Source organism: Serratia sp. H402Y, from assembly GCF_051172415.1.
Lineage (GTDB): Bacteria > Pseudomonadota > Gammaproteobacteria > Enterobacterales > Enterobacteriaceae > Serratia > Serratia ureilytica.
Genome location: NZ_JBPIYZ010000001.1, coordinates 133,271 through 157,752 on the forward strand (window position 1 = coordinate 133,271; position 24,482 = coordinate 157,752).

General features: G+C 59.6%; 25 protein-coding genes. 11 read left to right on the top strand and 14 right to left on the bottom strand.

Features of this window, described 5'->3' with window-relative positions:
- From yajC to secF, 3 genes are read left to right on the top strand one after another with little or no spacing between them, the layout of a single operon-like run.
- Complete coding sequence (yajC, locus tag ACSBQS_RS00710) at positions 1–333, top strand: preprotein translocase subunit YajC (RefSeq protein ID WP_004940391.1); 333 nt, start codon at positions 1–3, stop codon at positions 331–333.
- 24 nt (positions 334–357) lie between these two features.
- Positions 358–2,205 (top strand): protein translocase subunit SecD, encoded by a 1,848-nt coding sequence (gene secD, locus ACSBQS_RS00715; RefSeq protein ID WP_342187014.1) that lies wholly within the window; start codon positions 358–360, stop codon positions 2,203–2,205.
- A gap of 10 nt (positions 2,206–2,215) precedes the next feature.
- Positions 2,216–3,184, top strand: a complete 969-nt coding sequence (secF, locus tag ACSBQS_RS00720) for a protein translocase subunit SecF (protein WP_019454209.1) — start codon at positions 2,216–2,218, stop codon at positions 3,182–3,184.
- Between the two features lie 66 nt (positions 3,185–3,250).
- Here secF and ACSBQS_RS00725 read toward each other — a convergent pair whose 3' ends face one another.
- Complete coding sequence (locus ACSBQS_RS00725; protein ID WP_353440026.1) at positions 3,251–3,811, bottom strand: DUF3251 domain-containing protein; 561 nt, start codon at positions 3,809–3,811, stop codon at positions 3,251–3,253.
- A gap of 176 nt (positions 3,812–3,987) precedes the next feature.
- Between ACSBQS_RS00725 and nrdR the strand changes: the two genes are divergently transcribed.
- The 6 genes from nrdR to pgpA all read left to right on the top strand — a co-directional run bounded on the left by nrdR (position 3,988) and on the right by pgpA (position 8,104).
- A complete protein-coding gene (nrdR, locus tag ACSBQS_RS00730; protein WP_004940387.1) occupies positions 3,988–4,437 on the top strand; it encodes a transcriptional regulator NrdR in 450 nt (149 codons plus the stop codon).
- A 10-nt stretch (positions 4,438–4,447) separates the two neighbouring features.
- Positions 4,448–5,557: a bifunctional diaminohydroxyphosphoribosylaminopyrimidine deaminase/5-amino-6-(5-phosphoribosylamino)uracil reductase RibD gene (gene ribD / locus ACSBQS_RS00735; protein WP_033642057.1), complete on the top strand. Its 1,110-nt coding sequence runs from the start codon at positions 4,448–4,450 to the stop codon at positions 5,555–5,557.
- A 107-nt stretch (positions 5,558–5,664) separates the two neighbouring features.
- Complete coding sequence (ribH, locus tag ACSBQS_RS00740) at positions 5,665–6,135, top strand: 6,7-dimethyl-8-ribityllumazine synthase (RefSeq protein WP_004940385.1); 471 nt, start codon at positions 5,665–5,667, stop codon at positions 6,133–6,135.
- 20 nt (positions 6,136–6,155) lie between these two features.
- Positions 6,156–6,572: a transcription antitermination factor NusB gene (gene nusB / locus ACSBQS_RS00745; protein ID WP_004940384.1), complete on the top strand. Its 417-nt coding sequence runs from the start codon at positions 6,156–6,158 to the stop codon at positions 6,570–6,572.
- A gap of 52 nt (positions 6,573–6,624) precedes the next feature.
- Entirely contained in the window at positions 6,625–7,617 is a 993-nt protein-coding gene (gene thiL / locus ACSBQS_RS00750) for a thiamine-phosphate kinase (protein ID WP_033642058.1), read from the top strand.
- Positions 7,610–8,104: a phosphatidylglycerophosphatase A gene (gene pgpA / locus ACSBQS_RS00755; RefSeq protein WP_033634010.1), complete on the top strand. Its 495-nt coding sequence runs from the start codon at positions 7,610–7,612 to the stop codon at positions 8,102–8,104. Before thiL ends, pgpA begins: the two co-directional genes overlap by 8 nt.
- Before the next feature lie 32 nt (positions 8,105–8,136).
- Here the strand turns inward: pgpA and ACSBQS_RS00760 are convergent, their stop codons facing one another.
- The 4 genes from ACSBQS_RS00760 to xseB all read right to left on the bottom strand — a co-directional run bounded on the left by ACSBQS_RS00760 (position 8,137) and on the right by xseB (position 12,309).
- Complete coding sequence (locus ACSBQS_RS00760) at positions 8,137–9,111, bottom strand: aldo/keto reductase (RefSeq protein WP_434989454.1); 975 nt, start codon at positions 9,109–9,111, stop codon at positions 8,137–8,139.
- A gap of 108 nt (positions 9,112–9,219) precedes the next feature.
- On the bottom strand, positions 9,220–11,085 hold the full coding sequence (dxs, locus tag ACSBQS_RS00765) for a 1-deoxy-D-xylulose-5-phosphate synthase (RefSeq protein WP_033651082.1): 1,866 nt from the start codon (positions 11,083–11,085) through the stop codon (positions 9,220–9,222).
- A 34-nt stretch (positions 11,086–11,119) separates the two neighbouring features.
- Positions 11,120–12,040, bottom strand: a complete 921-nt coding sequence (gene ispA, locus ACSBQS_RS00770; protein ID WP_033651083.1) for a (2E,6E)-farnesyl diphosphate synthase — start codon at positions 12,038–12,040, stop codon at positions 11,120–11,122.
- A 5-nt stretch (positions 12,041–12,045) separates the two neighbouring features.
- Positions 12,046–12,309, bottom strand: coding sequence for an exodeoxyribonuclease VII small subunit (gene xseB, locus ACSBQS_RS00775; protein ID WP_033642062.1), 264 nt, complete (start codon positions 12,307–12,309; stop codon positions 12,046–12,048).
- Between the two features lie 160 nt (positions 12,310–12,469).
- On the opposite strand from xseB, the gene thiI reads away from it, so the two are divergent.
- On the top strand, positions 12,470–13,918 hold the full coding sequence (thiI, locus tag ACSBQS_RS00780) for a tRNA uracil 4-sulfurtransferase ThiI (RefSeq protein ID WP_033642063.1): 1,449 nt from the start codon (positions 12,470–12,472) through the stop codon (positions 13,916–13,918).
- Between the two features lie 66 nt (positions 13,919–13,984).
- Here the strand turns inward: thiI and yajL are convergent, their stop codons facing one another.
- Positions 13,985–14,575: a protein deglycase YajL gene (gene yajL, locus ACSBQS_RS00785; RefSeq protein ID WP_033642064.1), complete on the bottom strand. Its 591-nt coding sequence runs from the start codon at positions 14,573–14,575 to the stop codon at positions 13,985–13,987.
- Complete coding sequence (gene panE / locus ACSBQS_RS00790; protein WP_033642065.1) at positions 14,538–15,449, bottom strand: 2-dehydropantoate 2-reductase; 912 nt, start codon at positions 15,447–15,449, stop codon at positions 14,538–14,540. Before panE ends, yajL begins: the two co-directional genes overlap by 38 nt.
- A gap of 182 nt (positions 15,450–15,631) precedes the next feature.
- Between panE and ACSBQS_RS00795 the strand changes: the two genes are divergently transcribed.
- Complete coding sequence (locus ACSBQS_RS00795) at positions 15,632–16,123, top strand: YajQ family cyclic di-GMP-binding protein (protein ID WP_004940373.1); 492 nt, start codon at positions 15,632–15,634, stop codon at positions 16,121–16,123.
- A 34-nt stretch (positions 16,124–16,157) separates the two neighbouring features.
- Here ACSBQS_RS00795 and ACSBQS_RS00800 read toward each other — a convergent pair whose 3' ends face one another.
- The 7 genes from ACSBQS_RS00800 to ampG all read right to left on the bottom strand — a co-directional run bounded on the left by ACSBQS_RS00800 (position 16,158) and on the right by ampG (position 24,444).
- Positions 16,158–17,522, bottom strand: coding sequence for an MFS transporter (locus ACSBQS_RS00800; RefSeq protein WP_025301760.1), 1,365 nt, complete (start codon positions 17,520–17,522; stop codon positions 16,158–16,160).
- Between the two features lie 198 nt (positions 17,523–17,720).
- The gene (gene cyoE, locus ACSBQS_RS00805; protein ID WP_025301761.1) at positions 17,721–18,611 is read right to left on the bottom strand and encodes a heme o synthase; all 891 of its coding nucleotides are present in this window, start codon (positions 18,609–18,611) and stop codon (positions 17,721–17,723) included.
- A 17-nt stretch (positions 18,612–18,628) separates the two neighbouring features.
- Entirely contained in the window at positions 18,629–18,976 is a 348-nt protein-coding gene (locus ACSBQS_RS00810) for a cytochrome o ubiquinol oxidase subunit IV (RefSeq protein ID WP_031300021.1), read from the bottom strand.
- Positions 18,973–19,590, bottom strand: coding sequence for a cytochrome o ubiquinol oxidase subunit III (locus ACSBQS_RS00815; protein WP_434989459.1), 618 nt, complete (start codon positions 19,588–19,590; stop codon positions 18,973–18,975). Before ACSBQS_RS00815 ends, ACSBQS_RS00810 begins: the two co-directional genes overlap by 4 nt.
- Complete coding sequence (gene cyoB, locus ACSBQS_RS00820; protein WP_060659870.1) at positions 19,580–21,571, bottom strand: cytochrome o ubiquinol oxidase subunit I; 1,992 nt, start codon at positions 21,569–21,571, stop codon at positions 19,580–19,582. The genes ACSBQS_RS00815 and cyoB overlap by 11 nt, the downstream gene beginning before the upstream one ends.
- Before the next feature lie 3 nt (positions 21,572–21,574).
- Positions 21,575–22,525, bottom strand: a complete 951-nt coding sequence (cyoA, locus tag ACSBQS_RS00825) for a cytochrome o ubiquinol oxidase subunit II (RefSeq protein WP_434989460.1) — start codon at positions 22,523–22,525, stop codon at positions 21,575–21,577.
- 440 nt (positions 22,526–22,965) lie between these two features.
- The gene (ampG, locus tag ACSBQS_RS00830; RefSeq protein WP_033642070.1) at positions 22,966–24,444 is read right to left on the bottom strand and encodes a muropeptide MFS transporter AmpG; all 1,479 of its coding nucleotides are present in this window, start codon (positions 24,442–24,444) and stop codon (positions 22,966–22,968) included.
- Positions 24,445–24,482 lie beyond the last annotated feature (38 nt).

Consider the following 24,482-nt stretch of genomic DNA (forward strand, 5'->3'; position numbering starts at 1 on the left):
ATGAGCTTTTTCATTTCTGACGCCGTCGCATCCGCAGGGGCTCCGGCTCAGGGAAGCCCGTACTCTCTGATCATTATGCTGGTGGTGTTCGGCCTGATCTTCTACTTCATGATCCTGCGCCCACAGCAGAAACGCGCGAAAGATCACAAGAAGCTGATGGACTCCATCGGTAAAGGCGACGAAGTGCTGACCACCGGCGGCCTGATCGGTCGCGTGACCAAAGTGGCCGACACCGGCATCATCGCCATCGCGCTGAACGACACCACGGAAGTGATGATCAAGCGTGACTTCGTGGCGGCCGTTCTGCCGAAAGGTACCATGAAGGCCCTGTAATCTTTTTTCCCGAAGGGAATTGCCGTGCTAAACCGTTATCCTTTGTGGAAGTATCTGATGTTGATCGTCGTGATCCTCGTCGGTTTGCTTTATGCGCTTCCCAACATCTACGGTGAGGATCCGGCCGTACAAATCACTGGCGCGCGCGGCGTCGCCGCCAGTGAAACTACGCTGGACCAGGTCCGTACCGTATTAGAAAAAGACAACATCGCGAGCAAGTCGATTGCGCTGGAAAATGGCGCCATCCTGGCTCGCTTTAAAGATCCTGACGTTCAGCTGCGCGCCCGCGAAGCGCTGGTGACCGAGTTGGGTGACAAATTCGTCGTGGCGCTGAACCTGGCGCCGGCCACGCCGAACTGGCTGGCCATGCTGGGCGCAGAGCCGATGAAACTCGGTCTGGACCTGCGCGGCGGCGTGCACTTCCTGATGGAAGTGGACATGGACACCGCGTTGAGCAAGCTGCAGGAACAGACCATGGATACCCTGCGCAGCGAGCTGCGCGAGAAGGGCATTCCTTACGCGTCTATCCGCAAGCTGGACAACAACGGCGTGGAAGTTCGCTTCCGCGACGATGCGGCCCGTGACCAGGCCATCAGCTACATCGGCCCGCGTCAGCGCGATCTGGTGCTGTCCGCCAATGGCGCCAACACCATGAAAGCCAGCCTGACGGACGCCCGTCTGAGCGAAGCGCGCGAATACGCCGTACAGCAGAACATCACTATCCTGCGTAACCGCGTCAACCAGCTCGGCGTCGCCGAACCGCTGGTGCAGCGCCAGGGATCCGACCGCATCGTGGTTGAGCTGCCGGGCATTCAGGACACCGCGCGCGCCAAAGAAATTCTGGGCGCCACCGCGACGCTGGAATTCCGTCTGGTGAACACCAATGCGGACGCCACCGCGGCGGCCAACGGCCGCGTGCCGGGCGATTCCGAGGTGAAATACACCCGCGACGGCCAGCCGATCGTGCTGTACAAGCGCGTGATCCTGACCGGTGACCACATCACCGACTCCACCTCGAGCACCGATGAATACAACCAGCCACAGGTTAACATCTCGCTGGACAGCGCCGGCGGCACGTCGATGTCCAACTTCACCAAGGACAACATCGGCAAACCGATGGCGACCCTGTTCGTGGAGTACAAGGACAGCGGCAAGAAAGACGCCAACGGCCGTGCGGTGCTGGTGAAACAGGAAGAAGTGATCAACGTGGCGAACATTCAGTCGCGTCTGGGTAACAGCTTCCGCATCACCGGCATCGGCAACCCGAACGAAGCGCGTCAGCTTTCGCTGCTGCTGCGTGCGGGTGCGCTGATTGCGCCGATTCAGATCGTTGAAGAGCGCACCATCGGTCCAACCCTGGGTCAGCAGAACATCACCCAAGGTCTGGAAGCCTGTCTGTGGGGCCTGGTGGCGTCCATCGTCTTCATGGTGGTCTGGTACCGTAAGTTCGGCGTGATCGCCACCACGGCGCTGGTCGCCAACCTGGTGTTGATCGTCGGCGTGATGTCCCTGTTGCCGGGGGCGACGCTGACCATGCCGGGCATTGCCGGGATCGTGTTGACGCTGGCGGTGGCGGTCGACGCCAACGTACTGATTAACGAACGTATCAAGGAAGAGCTGAAGAACGGCCGGTCCGTTCAGCAGGCGATCCATGAGGGCTATAAAGGCGCGTTCTCCAGTATCGTCGACGCCAACATCACCACCCTGATCACCGCGGTCATCCTGTACGCAGTCGGCACCGGTTCGATCAAGGGCTTTGCGATCACCACCGCTATCGGTGTGGCGACGTCCATGTTCACCGCGATTGTCGGTACCCGTGCCATCGTCAACCTGCTTTACGGCGGCAAACGCATTAACAAGCTGTCTATCTGAGGAGTGCGTTGTGGCACAGGATTATACTGTTGAGCAACTCAACTACGGCCGTAAAGTCTACGACTTTATGCGCTGGGACTACGTGGCTTTCGGCATCTCGTTGGTGCTGTTGGTCGCGTCGATCGCCACCATGTCGGTGCGCGGCTTTAACTGGGGTCTGGATTTCACCGGTGGTACGGTGATTGAAATCAACCTGGAGAAGCCGGCTAACCTCGACCTGATGCGCGACACGCTGGAGAAGGCCGGGTTCCAGGATCCGATTATCCAGAACTTCGGCAGCAGCCGCGACGTGATGGTGCGCATGCCACCGGCGACCGGCACCGCAGGCCAGGAACTGGGCAATAAGGTGATCGGCGTGATCAACGACTCGGTGGATAAAAACGCCACCGTGAAGCGCATTGAGTTCGTCGGCCCGAGCGTGGGCAGCGAGCTGGCGCAAACCGGCGGCATGGCGCTGCTGGTGGCGTTGATCTGTATCCTGATCTACGTCGGCTTCCGCTTCGAATGGCGCCTGGCGCTGGGGGCGGTTATCGCGCTGGCGCACGACGTGATCATCACGCTGGGCGTGCTGTCGCTGTTCCACATCGAGATTGACCTGACCATCGTCGCGTCCCTGATGTCGGTTATCGGTTACTCGCTGAACGACAGCATCGTGGTCTCCGACCGTATTCGTGAGAACTTCCGCAAGATCCGCCGCGGCACGCCTTACGAGATCATGAACGTGTCGTTGACCCAGACGCTGAGCCGTACGCTGATGACTTCCGGGACCACCCTGATGGTGGTGCTGATGCTGTACATCTTCGGTGGCGCGATGCTGCAAGGCTTCTCGCTGGCGATGCTGATCGGCGTGTCGATCGGTACCGTTTCCTCTATCTACGTCGCGTCCGCGCTGGCGTTGAAGCTGGGGATGAAACGCGAACACATGCTGCAGCAAAAAGTGGAAAAAGAGGGCGCGGATCAGCCTTCGATTCTGCCTTAACCGCCGCAGTATTCAGCGAAATGAGAAGGAGCGCCTATCGGCGCTCCTTTTTTTTTGCCTCGGATTTCAGTGTTGCTGCACCACCGCCGGCTGGGCGGTGGCCACCAGGCTGTGCAGACGGATATAGCCCAGCTGTTCCGGCGTCAGGCCGCTGAAGCGCAGCTCGAAGTCCTGCCCGGGTTTCGGCAGCAGCGAGTCGGCGCTGGCGATCGGTTGCGACAGCGCCTCGGCGGTCAGCGGCCGGCCGGTGGCCGCGTCCAGTTGGCCCCATTCCACCACCGCTTTAAACGGCGGCAGCGTGGCCTGTGAGAGGATGCGCATATGCAGCTGCGCCTGGGCACCGTTGGCTTCGCTCTTGATGTGGCTCAGCGAAACGCTCAGTTCGCCGATGCCGCTTTGCAAACGGGCGGCGCTCCGCGCCGCCGGCAGCAGGTAGACGCCGTTGTCGGAGTGCTGATTGAGCTGGTTTTGCCGCTCCAGCGCGGTGGCCTGATCGGTCAATACGCTCACTTTTTGGTTCAGTGCGGCGACCTGATGGCGCAGCTGAGGCACGGCGGCGTTGTGCGCGCAGCCAGTGAGCAACACGGCGGCGGCGAGCAGGGTGATTTTGGGGTAACGGGTTGTCATGACGGCGATTTCCTATGCTGAATCTCCTGCTATCAAGCTTAGCCCGCATGGCGGTGAAAGTCATATCGGCGCCGCCTGCCCGCCGCTTATCGCAACAAATGGCTGACGCCCTTTGTTGTGGCTTCACTTCGGGTTAAACTGCATTTATCTATAAAAAACGTTTATCAGGACGTGTTATGCATTGCCCTTTCTGCGCCGCCGTTGATACCAAAGTCATTGATTCCCGCCTGGTGGGGGACGGTTCGCAAGTACGCCGTCGTCGCCAGTGTCTGGTATGCAATGAACGCTTCACCACCTTCGAGGTGGCCGAGCTGGTGATGCCGCGAGTGATTAAAAGCGATGAGGTGCGCGAGCCGTTCAACGAAGACAAACTGCGTCGCGGCATGCTGAAAGCGCTGGAGAAGCGCCCGGTCAGCTCGGACGACGTGGAAAACGCCCTTAACCATATCAAATCCCAACTGCGCGCCACCGGCGAACGCGAAGTGCCGACCAAGTTAGTCGGCAATCTGGTGATGGACGCGCTGAAAAAGCTGGATAAGGTCGCCTACATTCGCTTCGCGTCGGTGTACCGCAGCTTCGAAGACGTGCGCGAGTTCGGCGAAGAGATTGCCCGCCTGCAAGACTAAAGGATCTTTCATGCATCACGACGAATTTTACATGGCGCGCGCCTTCGAGCTGGCGCGGCTGGGGCGTTTCACCACCGCGCCCAATCCGAACGTCGGCTGCGTTATCGTGCGCGACGGCGAAATTGTCGGTGAAGGCTATCATCTGCGCGCCGGCGAGCCGCACGCGGAAGTGCACGCGCTGCGCATGGCGGGCGACAAGGCGCGCGGCGCCACCGCCTATGTGACGCTCGAGCCGTGCAGCCATCACGGCCGCACGCCGCCCTGCGCCGATGCGCTGGTGGCCGCCGGCGTGACGCGGGTGGTCGCGGCGATGCAAGATCCCAATCCTCAGGTGGCGGGGCGCGGCTTGTACAAGCTGCAGCAAGCCGGCGTCGAAGTACGTCATGGCCTGATGCTGGCCGAGGCCGAAGCGGTCAACCTGGGCTTCCTCAAACGCATGCGCACCGGTTTTCCCTATGTGCAACTGAAGCTGGGCGCGTCGCTGGACGGCCGCACGGCGATGGCCTCCGGCGAAAGCCAGTGGATCACCTCACCCGAAGCGCGTCAGGACGTGCAGCGACTGCGTGCGCAGAGCGCCGCCATTCTCAGCACCAGCGCCACCGTGCTGGCGGACGATCCGTCGCTGACGGTGCGTTGGGATGAGCTGGATGCCGAGACCCAGCGCCTCTATCCGCGCGAAAATCTGCGTCAGCCGCTGCGCATCCTGCTCGACAGCCAAAATCGCATTACCCCACAGCACCGCGTGGTGCAGCAGCCGGGCGCCACCTGGCTGGCGCGGCTGCAGGCGGATGAACAGGCCTGGCCGCAAGACGTTGAGCAGTTTATCTGCCCGGCGCACGGCGGCGGCGTCGATCTGGTGGTGATGATGATGCTGTTGGCCAAGCGCCAGGTGAATTCAATCTGGGTGGAGGCGGGGGCGACGCTGGCCGGCGCGCTGCTGCAGGCCGGCCTGGTGGATGAGCTCATTTTGTACATCGCGCCAAAACTGTTGGGCGATAATGGCCGCGGCCTGTGTCATTTGCCGGGCCTTGAGCGTCTGGCCGACGCACCGGAATTCGTCTTTAGCGACGTGCGCCAGGTTGGCCCCGATCTGCGTTTGCGCCTGCGGGCGAAACACTGAATCTCGCGCCCGCGCGCCGGTTTTACAAAAGCGCCGCGCAGGCGATGAAAGAATATGATAGAATCCGCCCCCCTGCGGGGTATTGAACCCATTTTTAAGGAAAGCCCATGAAAGTTATCGAAGGTGTTGTTGCTACTCCAAATGCCCGTGTGGCGATCGCAATTGCACGTTTTAACAATTTCATCAACGACAGCCTGCTGGAAGGCGCCATCGACGCGCTGAAACGCATTGGTCAGGTTGCTGACGACAACATCACCGTTGTCTGGGTCCCGGGCGCTTACGAGCTGCCGCTGACGGCGAGCGTATTGGCCAAAACCGGCAAATACGACGCGGTTATCGCGCTGGGCACCGTTATCCGTGGGGGCACCGCGCACTTCGAATATGTGGCGGGCGAAGCCAGCTCCGGCATCGGCAACGTTGCGATGAATGCCGAAATCCCGGTTGCCTTTGGCGTGCTGACTACCGAAAGCATCGAACAAGCGATCGAACGCGCCGGCACCAAAGCGGGCAACAAGGGCGCTGAAGCCGCGTTGACCGCACTTGAAATGATTAATGTTATCAAAGCTATTAAAGCCTGAATTTAGTTAAGGGGAATTCCGTGAAACCTGCTGCTCGTCGCCGCGCTCGTGAGTGCGCTGTTCAAGCGCTTTACTCTTGGCAGTTGTCTAAAAACGACCTTGCCGATGTTGAACACCAGTTCCTGACGGAGCAGGATGTCAAAGATGTTGACGTCGCCTATTTTCGCGAGTTGCTGTCCGGCGCGGCAGTGAATGCAGGTATGCTGGACGAACTGATGGCGCCTTACCTGTCGCGTCAGCTCGAAGAGCTGGGCCAGGTGGAACGCGCGGTGCTGCGCGTCGCGCTGTTTGAACTGAAAATGCGCGAGGATGTCCCTTACAAGGTGGCGATCAACGAAGCGATCGAGCTGGCGAAAACCTTCGGCGCGGAAGACAGCCACAAGTTTGTGAACGGGGTGCTGGATAAAGTGGCGCCAACCCTTCGCAAGAAAAAGTAAAAACATTAAGGCCGGCATTCCCGGCCTTAATTTCTTCTAGTGGAATATCGATATGGCATGCGGCGAATTTGACCTCATTGCCCGCTATTTTGACCGGTTTAAGCGCGTGCGCCGGGATGTACAGTTGGGCATTGGAGATGACTGCGCACTGCTGGCAGTGCCGGAAAAACAGCTGGTGGCCGTCAGTACCGATACGTTGGTCGCGGGCATTCACTTCCTGCCGGACATCGATCCGGCCGATCTCGGGTATAAAGCGCTGGCGGTCAATCTGAGCGATCTGGCGGCGATGGGCGCCGATCCGGCGTGGCTCTCGCTGGCCCTGACGCTGCCGGAGGTGAACGAACCCTGGCTGAAGGCGTTCAGCGACAGCCTGTTCGATCAACTCAATTATTACGGCATGCAGCTGATCGGCGGCGATACCACGCGCGGCCCGCTGAGCATGACCTTGACCATTCAGGGGCTGATCCCGGCCGGCCGGGCGTTGAGCCGCAGCGGCGCGCGCATCGGCGACTGGATCTATGTGACCGGCACGCTGGGCGACAGCGCCGCCGGTTTGGCGATCCTGCAGGATCGCCTGGCGGTGACGGATAGCGCGGCGCGCGATTATCTGGTCGCTCGCCATCTGCGTCCGCAGCCGCGGGTGCTGCAGGGGCAGGCGCTGCGCGATCTGGCCAGCTCGGCAATCGATCTTTCCGACGGCCTGATTTCCGATCTGAAGCACATCCTGAAGGCCAGCGACTGCGGCGCGCGCATCGTGCTGGACGAGCTGCCGATGTCGCAGGCGCTGAGCAGCCATGCCGATGCCGAACAGGCGCTGCGTTGGGCGCTGGCGGGCGGCGAAGACTACGAGCTGTGCTTCACCGTGCCGGAGATCAACCGCGGCGCGCTGGACGTGGCGCTGAGCCACCTCGGGGCCGATTACACCTGTATCGGCCAGATTGGCCCGCTGTCTGAAGGCATTCGCTATTACCGCAACGACGAGGCGGTGGTGCTGGACTGGGCCGGGTTCGATCATTTCAACGCGGAGCCGGGCACCCATGGATGAAGCCAAGCGTCGGCTGCGGATGAGCAATCCGTGGCACCTGCTGGCCACCGGTTTTGGCAGCGGTTTGTCGCCGGTGATGCCGGGCACCATGGGATCGCTGGCGGCGATCCCGTTCTGGCTGCTGCTGATCCAACTGCCGTGGCAGCTCTACTCGCTGACGGTGATGTTCAGCATTTGCATCGGCGTCTATATTTGCCACCGCACGGCAAAAGACATGAAGGTGCACGATCACGGCAGCATCGTCTGGGATGAGTTCGTCGGCATGTGGATCACGCTGATGGCGCTGCCGGTCAACGATTGGCGCTGGGTCGCCGCCGGTTTCGTCATCTTTCGCATTCTGGATATGTGGAAGCCGTGGCCGATCCGCTGGTTTGACCGCAACGTGCATGGCGGCATGGGCATCATGGTCGACGATATCATCGCCGGCGTGCTGTCTGCGGGCATCATCTACCTGATTGGGCACCACTGGCCGATCGGGCTGTTCTGACAGCCGGGCGCGGTTCTTCGCGCCCGCTTTTCTTATTCAAATCCCGTCACCCGATGCGGCACGTAAGCCGTTTCCAACTCCGCCACCTCTTGCGGCGACAAACTCAAATCGACCGCGGCAATGGCGTCGTCCAACTGCTCGCTGCGTGACGCGCCAACGATCGGCGCGCTGACCGCCGGCTTGTTCAGCAGCCAGGCCAGCGCGATCTGCGCGCGTGGCACGCCGCGTTCCTCCGCCAGGCTGGCGACGCGCTCGGCGATAATGGCGTCGATGCCTTCGGTTTCATCGTACAGGCTCTTGCCGAACTGGTCCGAGACCAGGCGGGCGGTGGTTTCGCCCCAGGGGCGGGTCAGGCGGCCGCGCGCCAGCGGGCTCCACGGCAGTACGGCGATGCCTTCGGCGGCGCACAGCGGGTGCATCTCGCGCTCTTCTTCGCGCTGGATCAGGTTGTATTGATCCTGCATGCTGACGAAGCGCGTCCAGCCGTGCAGATCGGCGGTATACAGCGCCTTGGCGAACTGCCAGGCGTACATGGAAGAGGCGCCGATGTAACGTGCCTTACCGGCTTTCACCACGTCGTGCAGCGCTTCCAGCGTCTCTTCCAGCGGCGTTTCGTAATCCCAGCGATGGATTTGCAGCAAATCGACATAGTCGGTGCCGAGACGGCGCAGGCTGTCGTCGATGGACTGCATGATCTTGGCGCGCGACAAACCGCGCTCCAGGTTGCTCAGCGGGAAATAAACCTTGGTGGCGATCACCACCTCCTCGCGGCGTGCATAGTCGCGCAGCGCCCGGCCGAGGATCTCCTCGCTGCTGCCGTCGGAATAGCTGTTGGCGGTGTCGAAAAAGTTGATGCCGGCTTCCAGCGCCTGTTTCAACAGTGGGCGGCTGCTTTCTTCCGGCAGCGTCCAGGCGTGATTGCCGCGGCTCGGTTCGCCGTAGGTCATGCAACCCAGGCAGATGCGCGAGACGTTCAGAGCGGTGTTGCCCAGTTTGAGATATTTCATGCTTGCCTCCCATTCACAGCTCAGACAGTAACTGTAGCGCGGATCCCGGAGGGCGGAAATGAAAACGCCCCCGAAGGCGGAGGCGTTTTATCAGGCGCGAGTGGCGAATTACTGCGCCAGCCAGGTTTCGATTTGACGCTGAATGCCGGCGGCGTCCAGTCCCAGATCGGCGCGCAGTTCTTCCTGGGTGCCCTGTGAGACGAAGCTGTCCGGCAGGCCGAGGTTCAGCACCGGCACCGGACGGCGTTTGGCCATCAGCAGTTCGTTGACGCCGCTGCCGGCGCCGCCCATGATGGCGTTCTCTTCCAGCGTGACCAGCGTTTCATGGCTGGCGGCCAGTTCGAGCACCAGCTGCTCGTCCAGCGGTTTGACGAAGCGCATGTCGACCAGCGTGGCGTTGAGCGCTTCCGCCGCCGCAGCGGCCTCCGGCAGCAGGGTGCCGAAGTTGAGAATGGCGATCTTTTCCCCCTGGCGGCGCACCACGCCTTTGCCGATCGGCAGCAGGCTGAGCGGCTCCAGCACAGCGCCGGTGCCGGTGCCGCGCGGATAGCGCACGGCGCTCGGGCCGTCGTTGTAGTGATAGCCGGTATACAGCATCTGGCGGCATTCGTTTTCGTCGCTTGGCGTCATGATCACCATGGTCGGGATGCAGCGCATGAACGACAGATCGAACGCCCCCTGGTGGGTCTGGCCGTCGGCGCCGACGATGCCGCCGCGATCGATGGCGAACATCACCGGCAGGTTTTGGATCGCCACGTCATGGATCAGCTGATCGTAGGCGCGTTGCAGGAAGGTGGAATAGATCGCCACCACCGGCTTGTAGCCGCCGATCGCCAGCCCGGCGGCGAAGGTGACCGCGTGCTGCTCGGCGATCGCCACATCGAAATATTGCTGCGGATAGTCGCGCGAGAACTGCACCATGCCGGAACCTTCGCGCATCGCCGGCGTGATCGCCATCAGTGAGCTGTCTTTGGCGGCGGTTTCACACAGCCAGTCGCCGAAGATTTTCGAATAGGTCGGCAGACCGCCGGCGCTTTTCGGCAGCGTGCCGCTGGCGGGATCGAACTTCGGCACCGCGTGGAAGCTGATCGGATCCTTCTCCGCCGGCGCGTAACCGCGGCCTTTCTTGGTCATGATGTGCAACAGCTGCGGGCCTTTCAGATCGCGCATGTTTTTCAACGTGGCGACCAGGCCCTGTACGTCGTGCCCGTCTACTGGGCCGATGTAGTTGAAGCCCAGCTCTTCGAACAGCGTACCCGGCACCACCATGCCTTTCAGGTGCTCTTCGGTGCGTTTCACCAGCTCCTTGATCGGCGGCACGCCGGCCAGCACTTTCTTGCCGCCTTCGCGCAGGGTGGAGTAAAGCTTGCCGGACAGCAGCTGTGCCAGATGGTTGTTCAGCGCGCCGACGTTTTCCGAGATCGACATCTCGTTGTCGTTCAGCACCACCAGCATGTCCGGATTGATGTCGCCGGCGTGGTTCATCGCTTCGAACGCCATGCCGGCGGTGATGGCGCCATCGCCGATCACGCACACCGTGCGGCGGCCTTTGCCTTCACGCTCTGCCGCCACCGCCATGCCGAGGCCGGCGCTGATCGAGGTTGACGAATGGCCGACCGACAGCACGTCGTATTCGCTTTCGGCGCGCCACGGGAAGGGGTGCAACCCGTTCTTTTGCCGGATAGTGGCGATCCGGTCGCGGCGGCCGGTCAGGATTTTGTGCGGGTAGGCCTGGTGACCGACGTCCCACACCAGATGATCGAACGGCGTGTTGTAGACGAAATGCAACGCCACCGTCAGTTCGACGGTACCCAGCCCGGAGGCAAAGTGGCCGCTGGAGCGACTGACGCTGTTCAGCAGATATTGCCGCAGCTCATCGCACAGCTTCGGCAAGCTCTCTTTGGGCAGTGAGCGGAGTTCCTCGGGGTTTTCCGCTAGCGCCAGGGTTGGGTATTTGGCTATATCAAGACTCATTCGATACTCATATCAGAGGAGTTAACGTCACACGTTAATTGTCGCGTTCAATAATGAAGCTGGCTAACGCTCGCAATGGCGCTGTGTTATAAGATTGCGCTGCCAAAGTGTCTAATGCAGCTAATGCTTCCTGATAGAGATCCCACGCTTTTGCTTTCGCGCTGTCAAGCCCGAGTAACGCCGGGTAGGTACTCTTTCCGTGTTGTTGGTCCGCTCCCTGGCGCTTGCCGATCTTTTCAGTCTCGCCGACAACGTCCAAAATGTCATCCTGCACCTGGAACGCCAGGCCGACCGCAGCGGCGTAACGATCCAACTGCGGCAGCGCCGCTCGTCCTGCTTCGCCGGCGCTCAGCGCGCCCAGACGCACCGCGGCACGGATCAGCGCACCGGTTTTGTGGCGGTGGATCTGCTCCAGCGCCTGCAGATCGACGCGCTTGCCTTCGGCCTCCAGATCCAGAGATTGGCCGCCGCACATGCCGGCGACGCCGCTGGCTGCCGCCAGTTCGGAGACCATCGCCAGCCGATCGCGCAGCGCCACGTCGGGCATTTCGGCATCGGCCAGGATCGAAAACGCCAGCGTTTGCAGCGCATCGCCGGCCAGGATCGCGTTGGCTTCGCCGAATTTAATGTGGCAGGTCGGCTGGCCGCGGCGCAGATCGTCGTCGTCCATCGCCGGCAGATCGTCGTGGATCAGCGAGTAGGCGTGAATGCATTCTACCGCCGCCGCCGGCGCGTCCAGGTTGGTCAGCGATACGCCGAACATCTGGCCGGTGGTGTACACCAGGAACGGGCGCAGGCGCTTGCCGCCCAGTAAGGCGCCATGACGCATCGCCGCCACCATGTTGCCGTCGTTGAACGGCAGCGGGGCGATGAAATCCAGCAGCGCGCGATCGGCGCGCCGGCGGAAAATCTGCAGTTGATCGGCAAAAGCGGCCGATGGGACGATCTCAGACATGTCGGTTACTCGGTATCCGGTGTGAAAGGCGCCAACGCCGCGTCGTCGGCGCTGTCGTTAAGGAGGATCTGCACACGCTGTTCCGCCTGTTGCAGTTTCTGCTGGCCTTGACGCGCCAGCTGCACGCCGCGTTCGAATTCGTTCAGCGCGTCTTCCAGCGGCAGTTCGCCCGACTCCAGACGCGTCACGATGCTTTCCAGCTCGCCGAGGGCGCTTTCAAAGCTGGCTGTTTGCTCTGTACTGGCTGATTGTGCTGGTTTTTTCGGCATAATTTTCTTTTTACGTCATCATGTGAACCGTGGCGCCAGAGCCTATCCTAGCGGATCTTGATTAGCAAATCATGGCGCTCATGTGTGGTTTTGTGCGCAGAGCACGGCGATATGGTGATATACTCCGCGCCGTAATTCTTATCTGACAACAAAGACCGCCATGAAGTTTATCATTAAATTGTTCCCGGAAATCACCATCAAGAGCCAATCTGTGCGCTTGCGCTTTATCAAGATTCTCTCGACCAATATTCGCAACGTCCTGAAGCAGTATGATGAAACGCTGGCGGTCGTCCGTCACTGGGATCATATCGAAGTTCGCGCCAAAGATGAAAACCAGCGGCCGGTCATCGCCGACGCGCTGACGCGGATCCCCGGCATCCACCATATTCTGGAAGTGGAAGATCGCGCTTATACCGATATCCACCACATCTTCGAGCAGACGCTGGAAGCCTACCGCGCCCAGCTGGAAGGCAAAACCTTCTGCGTGCGCGTCAAGCGCCGCGGCAAACAGGCGTTCAACTCGCAGGACGTGGAGCGCTACGTCGGCGGCGGTCTGAACCAGCATATCGACAGCGCGCGCGTTAACCTGACCCGCCCGCAGGTCACGGTAAACCTTGAGATCGAAGACGACAAGCTGATGCTGGTTAAACGCCGCCTCGAAGGCATCGGCGGTTACCCGGTCGGCACTCAGGAAGATGTGATGTCGCTGATTTCCGGCGGTTTCGACTCGGGCGTGTCCAGCTATATGCTGATGCGTCGCGGCTGCCGCGTGCACTTCTGCTTCTTTAACCTGGGCGGCGCCGCGCATGAGATTGGCGTGAAGCAGGTGGCGCACTATCTGTGGAACCGTTTCGCCAGTTCGCACAAGGTGCGCTTCGTCGCCATCGACTTCGAGCCGGTGGTGGGCGAGATCCTGGAGAAAGTCGACGACGGCCAGATGGGCGTGGTGCTCAAGCGCATGATGGTGCGCGCCGCTTCGCAAGTGGCCGAACGCTACGGCGTGCAGGCGCTGGTAACCGGTGAAGCGCTGGGGCAGGTGTCCAGCCAGACGCTGACCAACCTGCGCTTGATCGACAATGCGTCCGATACGCTGATCCTGCGTCCGCTGATCTCGCACGATAAAGAGCACATCATCAAACTGGCGCGTGAAATCGGCACCGAAGACTTCGCCAAAACCATGCCGGAATACTGCGGCGTGATTTCGAAGAGCCCGACGGTAAAAGCCGTCAAGGCCAAGATTGAAGAGGAAGAAAGCCACTTCGATTTCAGCATTCTCGATCGGGTGGTGAGCGAGGCGAAGAACGTCGATATTCGCTCCATCGCCGAGCAGGCGCAGGAGCAGGTGACCGAAGTGGAAACCGTCGCGGCCTTCGGCGCCGACGAGGTGATCCTGGATATCCGTTCCAACGACGAGCAGGAAGAGAAGCCGTTGCAGCTGGAACAGGTTGAAGTGAAAGCGCTGCCGTTCTATAAGCTGAGCACCCAGTTCGGCGATCTGGATCAGAGCAAAACCTATCTGCTGTACTGCGAGCGCGGCGTAATGAGCCGCCTGCAGGCGCTGTACCTGCTGGAGCAGGGCTTCAGCAACGTGAAGGTTTATCGCCCGTAACGCGGGCAGCGGCGTAAATGAGAGGGGCTGAACCGGTGTTCAGCCCTTTTTTTATCGGCAAGCCGCTCAGTCGCGGAAATCGTACATCCCAGGGATCAGCACCAGCTGCGCGGCGATCTCCGCCGCTTTGGCCTTGCCGAGCAGCAGGTCTATCAGCTTCAGTGCAAACTCCATCGCGGTGCCCGGCCCCTGGCTGGTGAGCAGGTTGACGCGCGCGTCGTACACCACGCGGCGCTCCATCCATTTATCCGCCGGTATCCGATCTTTCAAACCCGGGAAACCGGTCATGTTGCCGATCGGGAACAGATCGTGGTGCTGCAACACCAGCGCCGGGGCCGCGCAGATGGCGGCGACGATGTGGCCCTGCAGATGCATCTGCCGCACTTTTTCCACCAGCAGCGGACTGTCGCGGAAGCATTCCGCCCCCTGCAGGCCGCCGGGCAGCACGATGGCGTCGAAAGGCTCATCGACGATCGCCACCAGCGGCGCGTCGGCCAGCAGCTTGACGCCGCGTGAACAAACGATAGTCAGCTCGCCGTCGCCGGCGACGCTGGCGGTAGTGACTTTAACGCCCGCCCGCACCAGCAGATCGATGGTGGTGACGGCTTCGGTTTCTTCGCTACCAGGTGCCAGGCAGACCAGCGCCGATACGCTCATATTCATTTTCCTTTCGTTTAATCAATTCAAACAGCCGCGCATTCTCCGGCAGCGTGAGGCCGTGGCTGCGCGCGCGGCGCAGCAGGTAGCCGGTGATGTAGTCGATCTCGGTATGCCGCTGGCTGCGGATATCCTGCAGCATCGACGAAACGTTGTCGGCGGTGCTGTGGATCACGTCCATCACGTATTGCATCAGGCCTTCGCAGGAGGTGTGGTAACCCTCCATGGCCATCACGCTGGCGACTTCACGACACAGCGCTTCGATCTGCTCCGGGTAGCGCTGCAGATCGCCGTTGCGGCAGCCGTACAGCGCCGTCAGCGGGTTGATCACGCAGTTGACCGCCAGCTTGCGCCAGTTGGCCGAGGCGATGTTGTTGTGCCAGGCGACGTCGGGCAGCGCCTGATGCAGCACTTCCGCCAGGTGGCTGAGGTGCTGGGCGGCCGGTGAGGTGGGGCCGATGTGGGTGATGCCGGTGGCGACGTGGATAATGGTGCTGCCTTCGTGGCGCGCGGCGTGGGTGGTGGTGCCCTGCAGGATGGGCTGGCCATTCGGCGGCAGCTCCTCCTGAGTGCCCATGCCGTTGTGCAGCAGCAAGATGGCGCAGCGGGGGCTCAGCTTCGGCAACAGCGCGCTGACCGCGCTGGATACCTGCCAGGCTTTCAGCGTCACCAGCAGCAGCTCGCTTTGCGCGAGGTGCTCCGGATCGTTGGTGGGCAAATTGCGATTAAACGAGACGCCTTCCGGCTCTATCACGTTCACGGCGCAAAAAGGCTGCGGCACTCTTAGCCATCCCTGTACATCGTGGCCCTGCTGATACAGCCGGGAGAGCCACAGTTGTCCGAGCGCGCCGCAACCAAGAATGGTTATTTTCATTCAGTCTCCTTGGAAACACGGGAATACCGCTCAATTACCGTGATCTAACTATAGGCTTTATGGCAGCCTGAAGCGCTATCCCTGCGTGCGTTCAGCAGATTTTGTCTGAGGCGGCAAAGCGGTTATCATGCTCGGCATCAAAATCGCCTAAGCTATTAGGCACTCATTCAGGAGGAAGAAGTATGCCATCTTTCGACATCGTTTCCGAAATTGATATGCAGGAAGTGCGTAACGCCGTTGAGAACGCCACCCGCGATCTCGGCACCCGCTGGGATTTTCGCAACGTGCCGGCCAGCTTTGAGCTAAACGAGAAGAATCAAAGCATCAAGGTTGCCACCGAGTCTGATTTCCAGGTGCAGCAGCTGCTCGACATTCTGCGCGAAAAGCTGAGCAAGCGCAGCATCGACGGCGCTGCGCTGGAGATCCCGGAAGAGTTTACCCACAGCGGTAAAACCTACAGCGTGGAAGCCAAGCTGAAGCAGGGGATTGAAACCAGCGTGGCGAAGAAAATCGTCAAGCTGATCAAAGACAGCAAGCTGAAGGTGCAGGCGCAGATCCAGGGCGAAGAAGTGCGGGTGACCGGCAAGTCACGCGACGATTTGCAGAGCGTGATGGCGCTGGTGCGCGGCGGCGATCTGGGGCAGCCATTCCAGTTCAAGAATTTCCGCGATTAATCTCGACGGGGCCGGCATTGCCGGCCCCGTTTCTTTACAGCGAATTGACCAGCGCTTCCAGCTGACCGCGGTTGGTCTGCTTGGTATCCACCTTGACGTAGGCGCTGCGCTCTTCCGGCACGACGATCGCCTCGGCCACGCCGGGCTGCGCCTTCAGGCGGCTTTCCAGCGCTGAATCCTTCACCGCCAGTTCCGACAGCGTAATGCGCAGGCTGCTGACATACGGCGGCTCTTTCATGGTGCTGCTGACCAGGAACCAGACGGCGGCCAATACCGCGCCGGCGATAAACACCAAGCCTGCCCCCTGCAAACCGTACAGCCAGCCGCCGAGGCTGCCGCCGATCGCCACGCCGATAAACTGGCTGGTGGAGTACACCCCCATCGCGGTGCCTTTGTAGCCGGCCGGCGATTCTTTGCTGATCAGCGAAGGCAGGATGGCTTCCATCACGTTGAAGGCCATAAAGAACAGCTGCACGCCGGCGATGATGCCCCATAGATGAGCGCCGGAGAGCCACAGCAGCACTTCGGCGCAGAACAGCACCGCCACGCAGCCCATAAACACCTGCTTCATACGGCGATATTTCTCGGCATAGATAATGAACGGCACCACGGCGGCGAACGACACCAGCATGGTCACCAGGTAGACGATCCAGTGTTCGCTGGCCGCCAGCCCGGCTTTTTCCATCGCCAGCGGCAGCGCCACGAAGCTCGACATCAGCAGAATGTGCAGACACATGATGCCGAAGTTGAGTTTCAACAGGCGCGAGTTGCTCAGCACTTTGCGGAAGCTGCCGCGCACGATGCTGGACTCGCGGTTCAGCAGATGGGTGTCGGCGGAAGGCACCACCGCCAGGGTGATGACGATGCCGGCCAGTGCCAGCACGGCGATCATCCAGAACAGCGCGTGCAGGCCCAAGGCGTGAGTGATGATAGGGCCCAGAACCATGGCGATGGCGAAGGTGATGCCGAAGCTGACGCCGATAAACGCCATCGCTTTGGTGCGGTTCTGCTCGCGGGTCAGATCGGAGAGCAGCGCCATTACCGCGGCGGCGATGGCGCCGGAGCCTTGCAACGCGCGGCCGAGGATCACGCCCCAGATAGAGTCAGTGACGGCGGCGATCACGCTGCCGAGGGCAAAGATCAGCAGGCCGCCGACGATCAGCGGCTTGCGGCCGATGCGATCGGACACCAGGCCGAACGGGATCTGAAACACCGCCTGCGCCAGGCCGTAAATGCCGATGGCGATGCCGATCAGCGCTTCGCTGGCGCCGTTGAGCGCCATGCCGTAGGTGGTCAACACCGGCAATACCATAAACATGCCGAGCATGCGCAGGGAGAATACGGTGCCCAATCCCCAGGTGGCGCGGCGCTCCTGCGGGGTCATTGAATTATCGTTCACATCAAACCTCGGTAAAAACCATGCCATCAGACGTTGAGACAGCGCCTGATGGCATGATTTCTGTAAAGCTGCGTCATTTTAGTGTGCAGGGCAGGGGGGGTAAATCGAATGTTGTTTAACAGATATTACAGTTTGGCCGCTTTTCGGCGTGACAAATAAAATGGGCCGCATACGCGGCCCATTGACAGATGATTTGGCTTACCAAACGTAGGTCACCAGCGCTTCAGGCGCCGCCGTGGCGCTGAAGTCGATCGACATCATCACGCTCAGCGAGGTGATGGCGACGATGGAGAACACGAACAGTTTACGCGCCCAGACGCTGTCGTTTTCGGTTTTGTAACCGCGCAGCGCCATGCCCAGCCACCATACGCTCACCGCCGCAGCGACGATCAGGTATTTGTAGCCGGCGTAGCCCACCAGGGTCAGCATCAGCGTGGCGATCATAAACGCCAGGATGTAGACCGTGATGTGGTTCTTGGCGACGGAAATGCCTTTCACCACCGGCAGCACCGGAATGTTGGCCGCCTGGTAATCTTTAAAGCGGAAGATAGCGATCGCATAAGAATGCGGCATCTGCCACAGGCTAAAGATAGCCAGCAGGATCAACGCGCCGGCGTCGAACTCGTTGGTGACCGCGCAGTAACCGATAACCGGCGGCGCGGCACCCGACAAGCTGCCGATCAGCGTGCCGTAGACCGAGTGGCGCTTCATGTACAGGCTATAAACGCCGACATAAACCACGAAGCCCATCACCGCCAGCCACATGGCCAGCGGGTTGGCCGCGATATACAGCAACGCGAAGCCCACAATACCCAACGCGGTCGCATAAACCAGGGTGACACTCGGCGCGATCAGGCCTTTTACCAGCACCCGATTCTTCGTTCTCTCCATCTTCTTGTCGATGTCGCGGTCGATGTAGTTGTTAAACACACAGCCCGACGCGACCACCAACGAGACACCCACCAGGGTGGCGAGAAACAGGGGATAGTCGATGCTCCCTTTGGAAGCGAGCAGGAATCCCCCAACGACAGAAATTAAATTGCCGAAAATAATTCCTGGTTTAGTGACTTGCAGGTATTGCTTAATCATCACGTGCAGCTCAGCTCTTAATCGACCATCATATTGATGTTGAGGTTGTACATAATCCAGAGTGAACCTACAACAACGATACCGATGATCATAGCGGTGAACAGCAATGCCACCAGGTTCCAGCGCTCTTCCGATGAGGTGTTCATGTGCAGGAAGTAAACCAGGTGAACAATCACCTGGATAACCGCCATACCGACAACAACCGCCAGGATGGTGGAGTGGGAGATGCTGCCATCGTTCCCGTACATTACCATCGCAAATGGAATTACCGTCAGGATGATCGACAGGATAAAGCCGATCAGGTATGATTTCACGCTGCCGTGGCTTGCGCCGCCGTGAGAGGTTTCATGGGATGAATGACTCATGACATAGCCCCCAGCAGGTAGACAACGGTAAATACGCAGATCCAGACCACGTCCAGGAAGTGCCAGAACAGGCTCAGGCACATCAGGCGGGTTTTGTTGGTCGCGGTCAGGCCGAACTTGCTCACCTGAATCATCATCACGATGATCCAAATCAGGCCGGAAGTCACGTGCAGACCGTGGGTGCCGACCAGCGCGAAGAAGCTGGACAGGAACGCGCTGCGATCCGGACCGTAGCCTTCGGTGATCAGTTTGTGGAATTCAAAAACTTCCATTCCAACAAAGCCCAGACCAAACAGGAAGGTCAGGAACAGCCAGAGATTGACGCCCGCCACTTTCCCCTTGTTCATGGCGATCATCGCCATGCCGTAGGTGATGGAGCTGAACAGCAGCAGGAAGGTTTCAACCAGGACGAAGTCCAGGTCAAAAATGTTTTTGCCTGCAGGGCCGCCGGCGGTCCCGTTCACCAGGACTGCATAAGTCGCGAACAAGCTCGCAAACAAAATACAGTCGCTCATCAGGTAGATCCAGAATCCGAAGACCTTGGTCCCACCCGCGTCGTGGTGCCCATGCTCTGCATGGGCTGCGTTATGATTGGTCAGAGTATCAGTTGACATGGTTCACGCCTGCTTTACGGATTTGTTCGTAGTGTTGGTTCTCAATGCGCTCGATTTCATCAACCTGCACATAGTAGTCAACATCGTTATCGAAGCTCTTGCCGATCCAGACAACGATCATACCGATGAAGCCGGCCAGAGCCATCCACCAGATTTCCCAAATCATTGCGAAACCGAATACCAGGCTGAAGAAGGCGATGATAACGCCGGCGCCGGTGTTCTTAGGCATATGAATCGGTTCGTACTTAGCCGGTTTCTTATAGGCTTCGCCTTTTTCTTTCATGTCCCAGAACTCGTCACGGTCATGAATCTGCGGCACTACGGCAAAGTTATAGAACGGCGGTGGAGAAGACGTTGACCACTCCAGAGTACGAGCGCCCCATGGGTCACCGGTCAGATCGCGGTTCTGTTCGCGGTCACGGATACTGACGAAGATCTGGGTCAGCTGGCACAGGATGCCGCAGGCGATCAGCGCCGCACCGCCGGCTGCAACCAGCAGCAGAGGGTGGAACTCAGGGTTGATGTTCTGGCTGATACGACGGGTCATGCCCATAAAGCCCAATGCGTACAGCGGCATGAAGGCGGTGAAGAAGCCGATGATCCAGAACCAGAACGCGCGGATGCCCCATTTTTCGTTCAGCGTGAAGCCGAAGGATTTCGGGAACCAGTAGGTCAGGCCCGCGAAGCAACCGAACACCACGCCGCCGATGATGACGTTGTGGAAGTGCGCGATCAGGAACAGGCTGTTGTGCAGCACGAAGTTCGCGCCCGGCACCGCCAGCAGAACGCCGGTCATACCACCCACGGAGAAGGTGATGATGAAGCCAACGGTCCACAGCATTGCGGAGTTGAGCTTGATGCGGCCCTGATACATGGTGAACAGCCAGTTGAAGATTTTCACCCCGGTCGGGATGGAAATGATCATGGTGGCGATACCGAAGAAGGCGTTAACGTTCGCGCCGGACCCCATGGTGAAGAAGTGGTGCAGCCAGACGATGAACGACAGAACGGTGATCGCGATGGTTGCCCATACCAGTGAGGTATAGCCGAACAGGCGTTTTCTGGAGAAGGTCGCGGTGACTTCGGAGAACACGCCGAACACCGGCAGAACCAGAATGTACACCTCTGGGTGACCCCAGGCCCAAATCAGGTTGATGTACATCATCATGTTGCCGCCCATATCATTGGTGAAGAAATGGGTGCCCAGATAGCGATCCAGGGTCAGCAGCGCGATGGTGACGGTCAGAATTGGGAAAGAAACGATGATCAGGACGTTGGTACACAGCGCCGCCCAGGTGAACACCGGCATCTTCATCATAGGCATGCCAGGGGCACGCATCTTCAGAATGGTGGCGAAGAAGTTCACGCCGGTCAGCAGGGTACCCAGACCGGAAATCTGCAGACTCCAAATCCAGTAATCGACCCCGACGCCAGGACTGTACTCTTTACCCGACAGCGGCGGATACGCCAGCCAACCGGTCTGAGCGAATTCACCGACCCCCAGGGAGATGTTGATCAGCACAACGCCCACCACGAAGAACCAGAAGCTCAGGGAGTTCAGGAACGGGAAGGCGACGTCGCGCGCGCCGATTTGCAGCGGCACCACGACGTTCATCAGGCCGACCACGAAAGGCATCGCCATGAAGAAGATCATGATGACGCCGTGCGCGGTGAAGATCTGGTCGTAGTGGTGCGGCGGCAGGAATCCGGCTTCGCCGGCGGACGCCAACGCCTGCTGGCTACGCATCATGATGGCGTCGGCGAAGCCGCGCAGCAGCATGACCATCGCCACGACGATATACATGATACCAATTTTTTTATGGTCGACCGAAGTCAGCCATTCGCTCCACAGCCACTTCCATTTGCCGAAATAGGTCAGCAGCGCCAGCACTGCCAGGCCCCCGACGATAATTGCGGCTACGGTGACCATGATGATCGGTTCGTGGTACGGAACCGCATCAAGTGTTAATTTTCCCAACATCAGTTATTCCTCGGCTCCGGCGTGAGCAGCATGTTCACCCATGTCCATACCTTGGCTCATGTCCATGCCTTCGTGCGCGCCAGCGCCCTTGTGCATATCCATGTCGCCCATGAATTTGGCAATTGTTTCTTTGAACAAATTCGGTTTGACAACGGCAAAGTACTCGACCGGGTTGTTTTCACTCGGCTCTGCCAGTTTGTTAAAGTCGTCGGTGGTGTTCAGGTTTTTAGGCGATGCCTTCACCTTGGCCACCCACTGATCGAAGTCGCCTTCGGTCGGGGTAACGATCGCGGTGAATTTCATACCGGAGAAGCCTGCGCCGCTGTAGCTGCTGGAGATGCCCTTGTAGGCACCGGCTTCGTTGCCGATCAGGTGCAGTTTGGTCTGCATGCCGGCCATCGCATAAATCTGTCCACCCAACTGCGGGATAAAGAACGAGTTCATTACCGAGTTAGAGGTGATCTTGAATTCGACTGGAACATCTTTCGGGAAAGCCAGCTCATTAACGGTCGCAATGCCTTGTTCCGGATAGATGAACAGCCATTTCCAGTCGAGCGACACCACTTCGATCGTCATCGGCTTCTTGTCGGTGACAATCGGCTTGAACGGGTCGAGTTCGTGGGTAGTCTTCCAGGTAATGGTGCCAAGGATGGCGATGATAATGATAGGAATGGTCCAGACGACCGCTTCGATCTTGTTGGAGTGGGCCCAGTTCGGACTGTACTTGGCGTCTTTGTTGGAAGCGCGATACTTCCAGGCAAAGGCGAACGCCATGAAGATAACTGGCACCACCACGATCAACATCAACGCGATTGCAGTGATAATCAGTGTCCGTTGCTCAACACCAATTGCTCCTTTGGGATTCATCAAAACCATATCGCAGCCACTGAGCAATACAGTGCCTGCAATTAATGACAGCATCCCAATACTTTTATTGTATTTCTTAAGTCTCATCTAACGACCTCAATAACAAAGGCTCAATTGTCGTTTCATGTGTGCGGGCATTTTACGGGAAGGTTGCAGTACTGTAAACATGCTTAAGGGAGTGTCAGCGGCTTGTTGACACTTTCTGTTAAGGGGGTCACAGATGTAACCCTGCGTGACAATTTACCAATGACAACAACGCGTTGGCACGCTGAATCGTGACGAGCAGTCCGTATGTTAAGGAAAACTAAAGGTATGATGAATCTGGCGAAGAAATGCGCGGCGGGGAAATACGCAGAAAAGGTTTATTTAATGTAAAATAATTGTGTCTTAAAGGTGAATTTAATTTTATTTCCGAGCGCCGCAGTCGGATAAAAAAATAATTTTCTCGCTGATTATCTTTTTTTAACGAAATAAATACACCCCCGGATCGCTTTTTTTTCGGCCGACAAAATCGCCGGCCGGTCGGGTTACGCCAAACGAGCGCGGCGCAGCGCCAGATAATCCAGCATGCTGCCCATCGCGACGCCGAGCAGGCTCAATGCGGCGCCGATCTGCAGCAGCCGGTCGGCCAACAGCGGCGCCTGCGTCCAGTCGAGCGCATTGGCGATCAGCAGCAGCAACCACAGCCCCAGCAGCGAGCAGCCCAGCGTCAGCAGGCGCAGCGCCCAGCGGTAAGCCTGGGTAAACGCGGTGCGCGGCATAAAATCGCCATGCTGCTGGGTGTGTTCCAGCGTCTGGCGGCAGACGCCGAGCAACAGCAAGCCCGGCAGCGCGGCGGCGATCGAGAACAGATAGAACAGCGGCCAACCATGGGCTTCGACGAACCAGCCGGCGATCGGCCCGACATAAACGCGACCCACGGCGGACAGCGCCGACAGCAGCGCGAACTGGGTGGCGGAGAACGAACGGTTGCACAGCGTCATCAGCAGCGCGACGAAGGCCGCGGTGCCCATGCCGCCGCACAGGTTTTCAAGGAAGATGGCGCTGCCCATGGTGAGCAGGTTCTTGTCGGTCACCGCCAGAATCCAATAGCCGAGATTGGATACCGCCTGCAGGACGCCGAACAGCATCAGGGCGCGGAACAGGGTGAGACGCTGCATCAGCACGCCGCCGAACAGAGCGCCGACGATGGTGGCGAACAGCCCGAGGGTTTTGTTCACCAGCCCCACTTCGCCGGCGTCGAATCCCACGCCGCGGATCAGGAAGGTGGTGCTCAGGCTGCCGGCGAAGGCGTCGCCCATTTTGTACATCACGATCAGCAGCAGGATCAGCCAGGCGTTGTTGCGGCCGAAGAAATCGCGCAGCGGCGCGACGACCGCCTGTTCCATGGTGCGCGGCGCCGGGATGCTTTCATCCGGTTCCGGCGCCATCAGCGTGGCAGCCACGCCGATCAGCATCAATCCGGCCATCAGCCAGTAGGTGGCTTGCCAGCCGAAATAGCGATCCGCCAGCCACAGCGCCAGGCCGCCGGAAACCAGCATCGCCAGCCGATAACCCAGCACCGATATCGCCGCGCCCGCGCCGCGTTCTTCGGCTTTCAGCAGGTCGGTTTTATAGGCGTCGAACACGATATCTTGCGAGGCGGAGCAGAACGCCACCAGCACCGCCAACGCCGCCAGCCACCACAGGTGCTGCGCGGGTTGCATAAAGCCCATCGCCACGATCGCCGCCACCAGCAGCAGTTGGCTGATCAGCAGCCAACCGCGCCGCCGCCCGAGGAACGGCGGGGTATAGCGATCCATGAAGGGCGACCAGAGGAATTTGAAGACGTAGGCCTGGCCCACCAGCGAGAAGATGCCGATGGTTTTCAGATCGATGTTTTCGACGGTCATCCAGGCTTGCAGCGTGCCGGAGGTCAGTGCCAGCGGCAGACCCGACGCGAAGCCCAGCAGCAGCAGAATGGCGGAGTTACGCTGGGTGAAGATGTTAAGATAGTGTTTCGACATGAGTTCCCTGTCTGCGCCGCCCGATCCGCCGGGCGGCG

Excerpts from the sequence above, each read along its gene's own strand:
- yajC (WP_004940391.1), top strand. The coding sequence starts at position 1 with ATGAGCTTTTTCATTTCTGACGCCGTCGCATCCGCAGGGGCTCCGGCT.
- ACSBQS_RS00725 (WP_353440026.1), bottom strand. The coding sequence starts at position 3,811 with ATGACAACCCGTTACCCCAAAATCACCCTGCTCGCCGCCGCCGTGTTG.
- nrdR (WP_004940387.1), top strand. The coding sequence starts at position 3,988 with ATGCATTGCCCTTTCTGCGCCGCCGTTGATACCAAAGTCATTGATTCC.
- ribD (WP_033642057.1), top strand. The coding sequence starts at position 4,448 with ATGCATCACGACGAATTTTACATGGCGCGCGCCTTCGAGCTGGCGCGG.
- ribH (WP_004940385.1), top strand. The coding sequence starts at position 5,665 with ATGAAAGTTATCGAAGGTGTTGTTGCTACTCCAAATGCCCGTGTGGCG.
- thiL (WP_033642058.1), top strand. The coding sequence starts at position 6,625 with ATGGCATGCGGCGAATTTGACCTCATTGCCCGCTATTTTGACCGGTTT.
- pgpA (WP_033634010.1), top strand. The coding sequence starts at position 7,610 with ATGGATGAAGCCAAGCGTCGGCTGCGGATGAGCAATCCGTGGCACCTG.
- ACSBQS_RS00760 (WP_434989454.1), bottom strand. The coding sequence starts at position 9,111 with ATGAAATATCTCAAACTGGGCAACACCGCTCTGAACGTCTCGCGCATC.
- dxs (WP_033651082.1), bottom strand. The coding sequence starts at position 11,085 with ATGAGTCTTGATATAGCCAAATACCCAACCCTGGCGCTAGCGGAAAAC.
- ispA (WP_033651083.1), bottom strand. The coding sequence starts at position 12,040 with ATGTCTGAGATCGTCCCATCGGCCGCTTTTGCCGATCAACTGCAGATT.
- xseB (WP_033642062.1), bottom strand. The coding sequence starts at position 12,309 with ATGCCGAAAAAACCAGCACAATCAGCCAGTACAGAGCAAACAGCCAGC.
- thiI (WP_033642063.1), top strand. The coding sequence starts at position 12,470 with ATGAAGTTTATCATTAAATTGTTCCCGGAAATCACCATCAAGAGCCAA.
- yajL (WP_033642064.1), bottom strand. The coding sequence starts at position 14,575 with ATGAGCGTATCGGCGCTGGTCTGCCTGGCACCTGGTAGCGAAGAAACC.
- panE (WP_033642065.1), bottom strand. The coding sequence starts at position 15,449 with ATGAAAATAACCATTCTTGGTTGCGGCGCGCTCGGACAACTGTGGCTC.
- ACSBQS_RS00795 (WP_004940373.1), top strand. The coding sequence starts at position 15,632 with ATGCCATCTTTCGACATCGTTTCCGAAATTGATATGCAGGAAGTGCGT.
- cyoE (WP_025301761.1), bottom strand. The coding sequence starts at position 18,611 with ATGATTAAGCAATACCTGCAAGTCACTAAACCAGGAATTATTTTCGGC.
- ACSBQS_RS00810 (WP_031300021.1), bottom strand. The coding sequence starts at position 18,976 with ATGAGTCATTCATCCCATGAAACCTCTCACGGCGGCGCAAGCCACGGC.
- ACSBQS_RS00815 (WP_434989459.1), bottom strand. The coding sequence starts at position 19,590 with ATGTCAACTGATACTCTGACCAATCATAACGCAGCCCATGCAGAGCAT.
- cyoB (WP_060659870.1), bottom strand. The coding sequence starts at position 21,571 with ATGTTGGGAAAATTAACACTTGATGCGGTTCCGTACCACGAACCGATC.
- cyoA (WP_434989460.1), bottom strand. The coding sequence starts at position 22,525 with ATGAGACTTAAGAAATACAATAAAAGTATTGGGATGCTGTCATTAATT.
- ampG (WP_033642070.1), bottom strand. The coding sequence starts at position 24,444 with ATGTCGAAACACTATCTTAACATCTTCACCCAGCGTAACTCCGCCATT.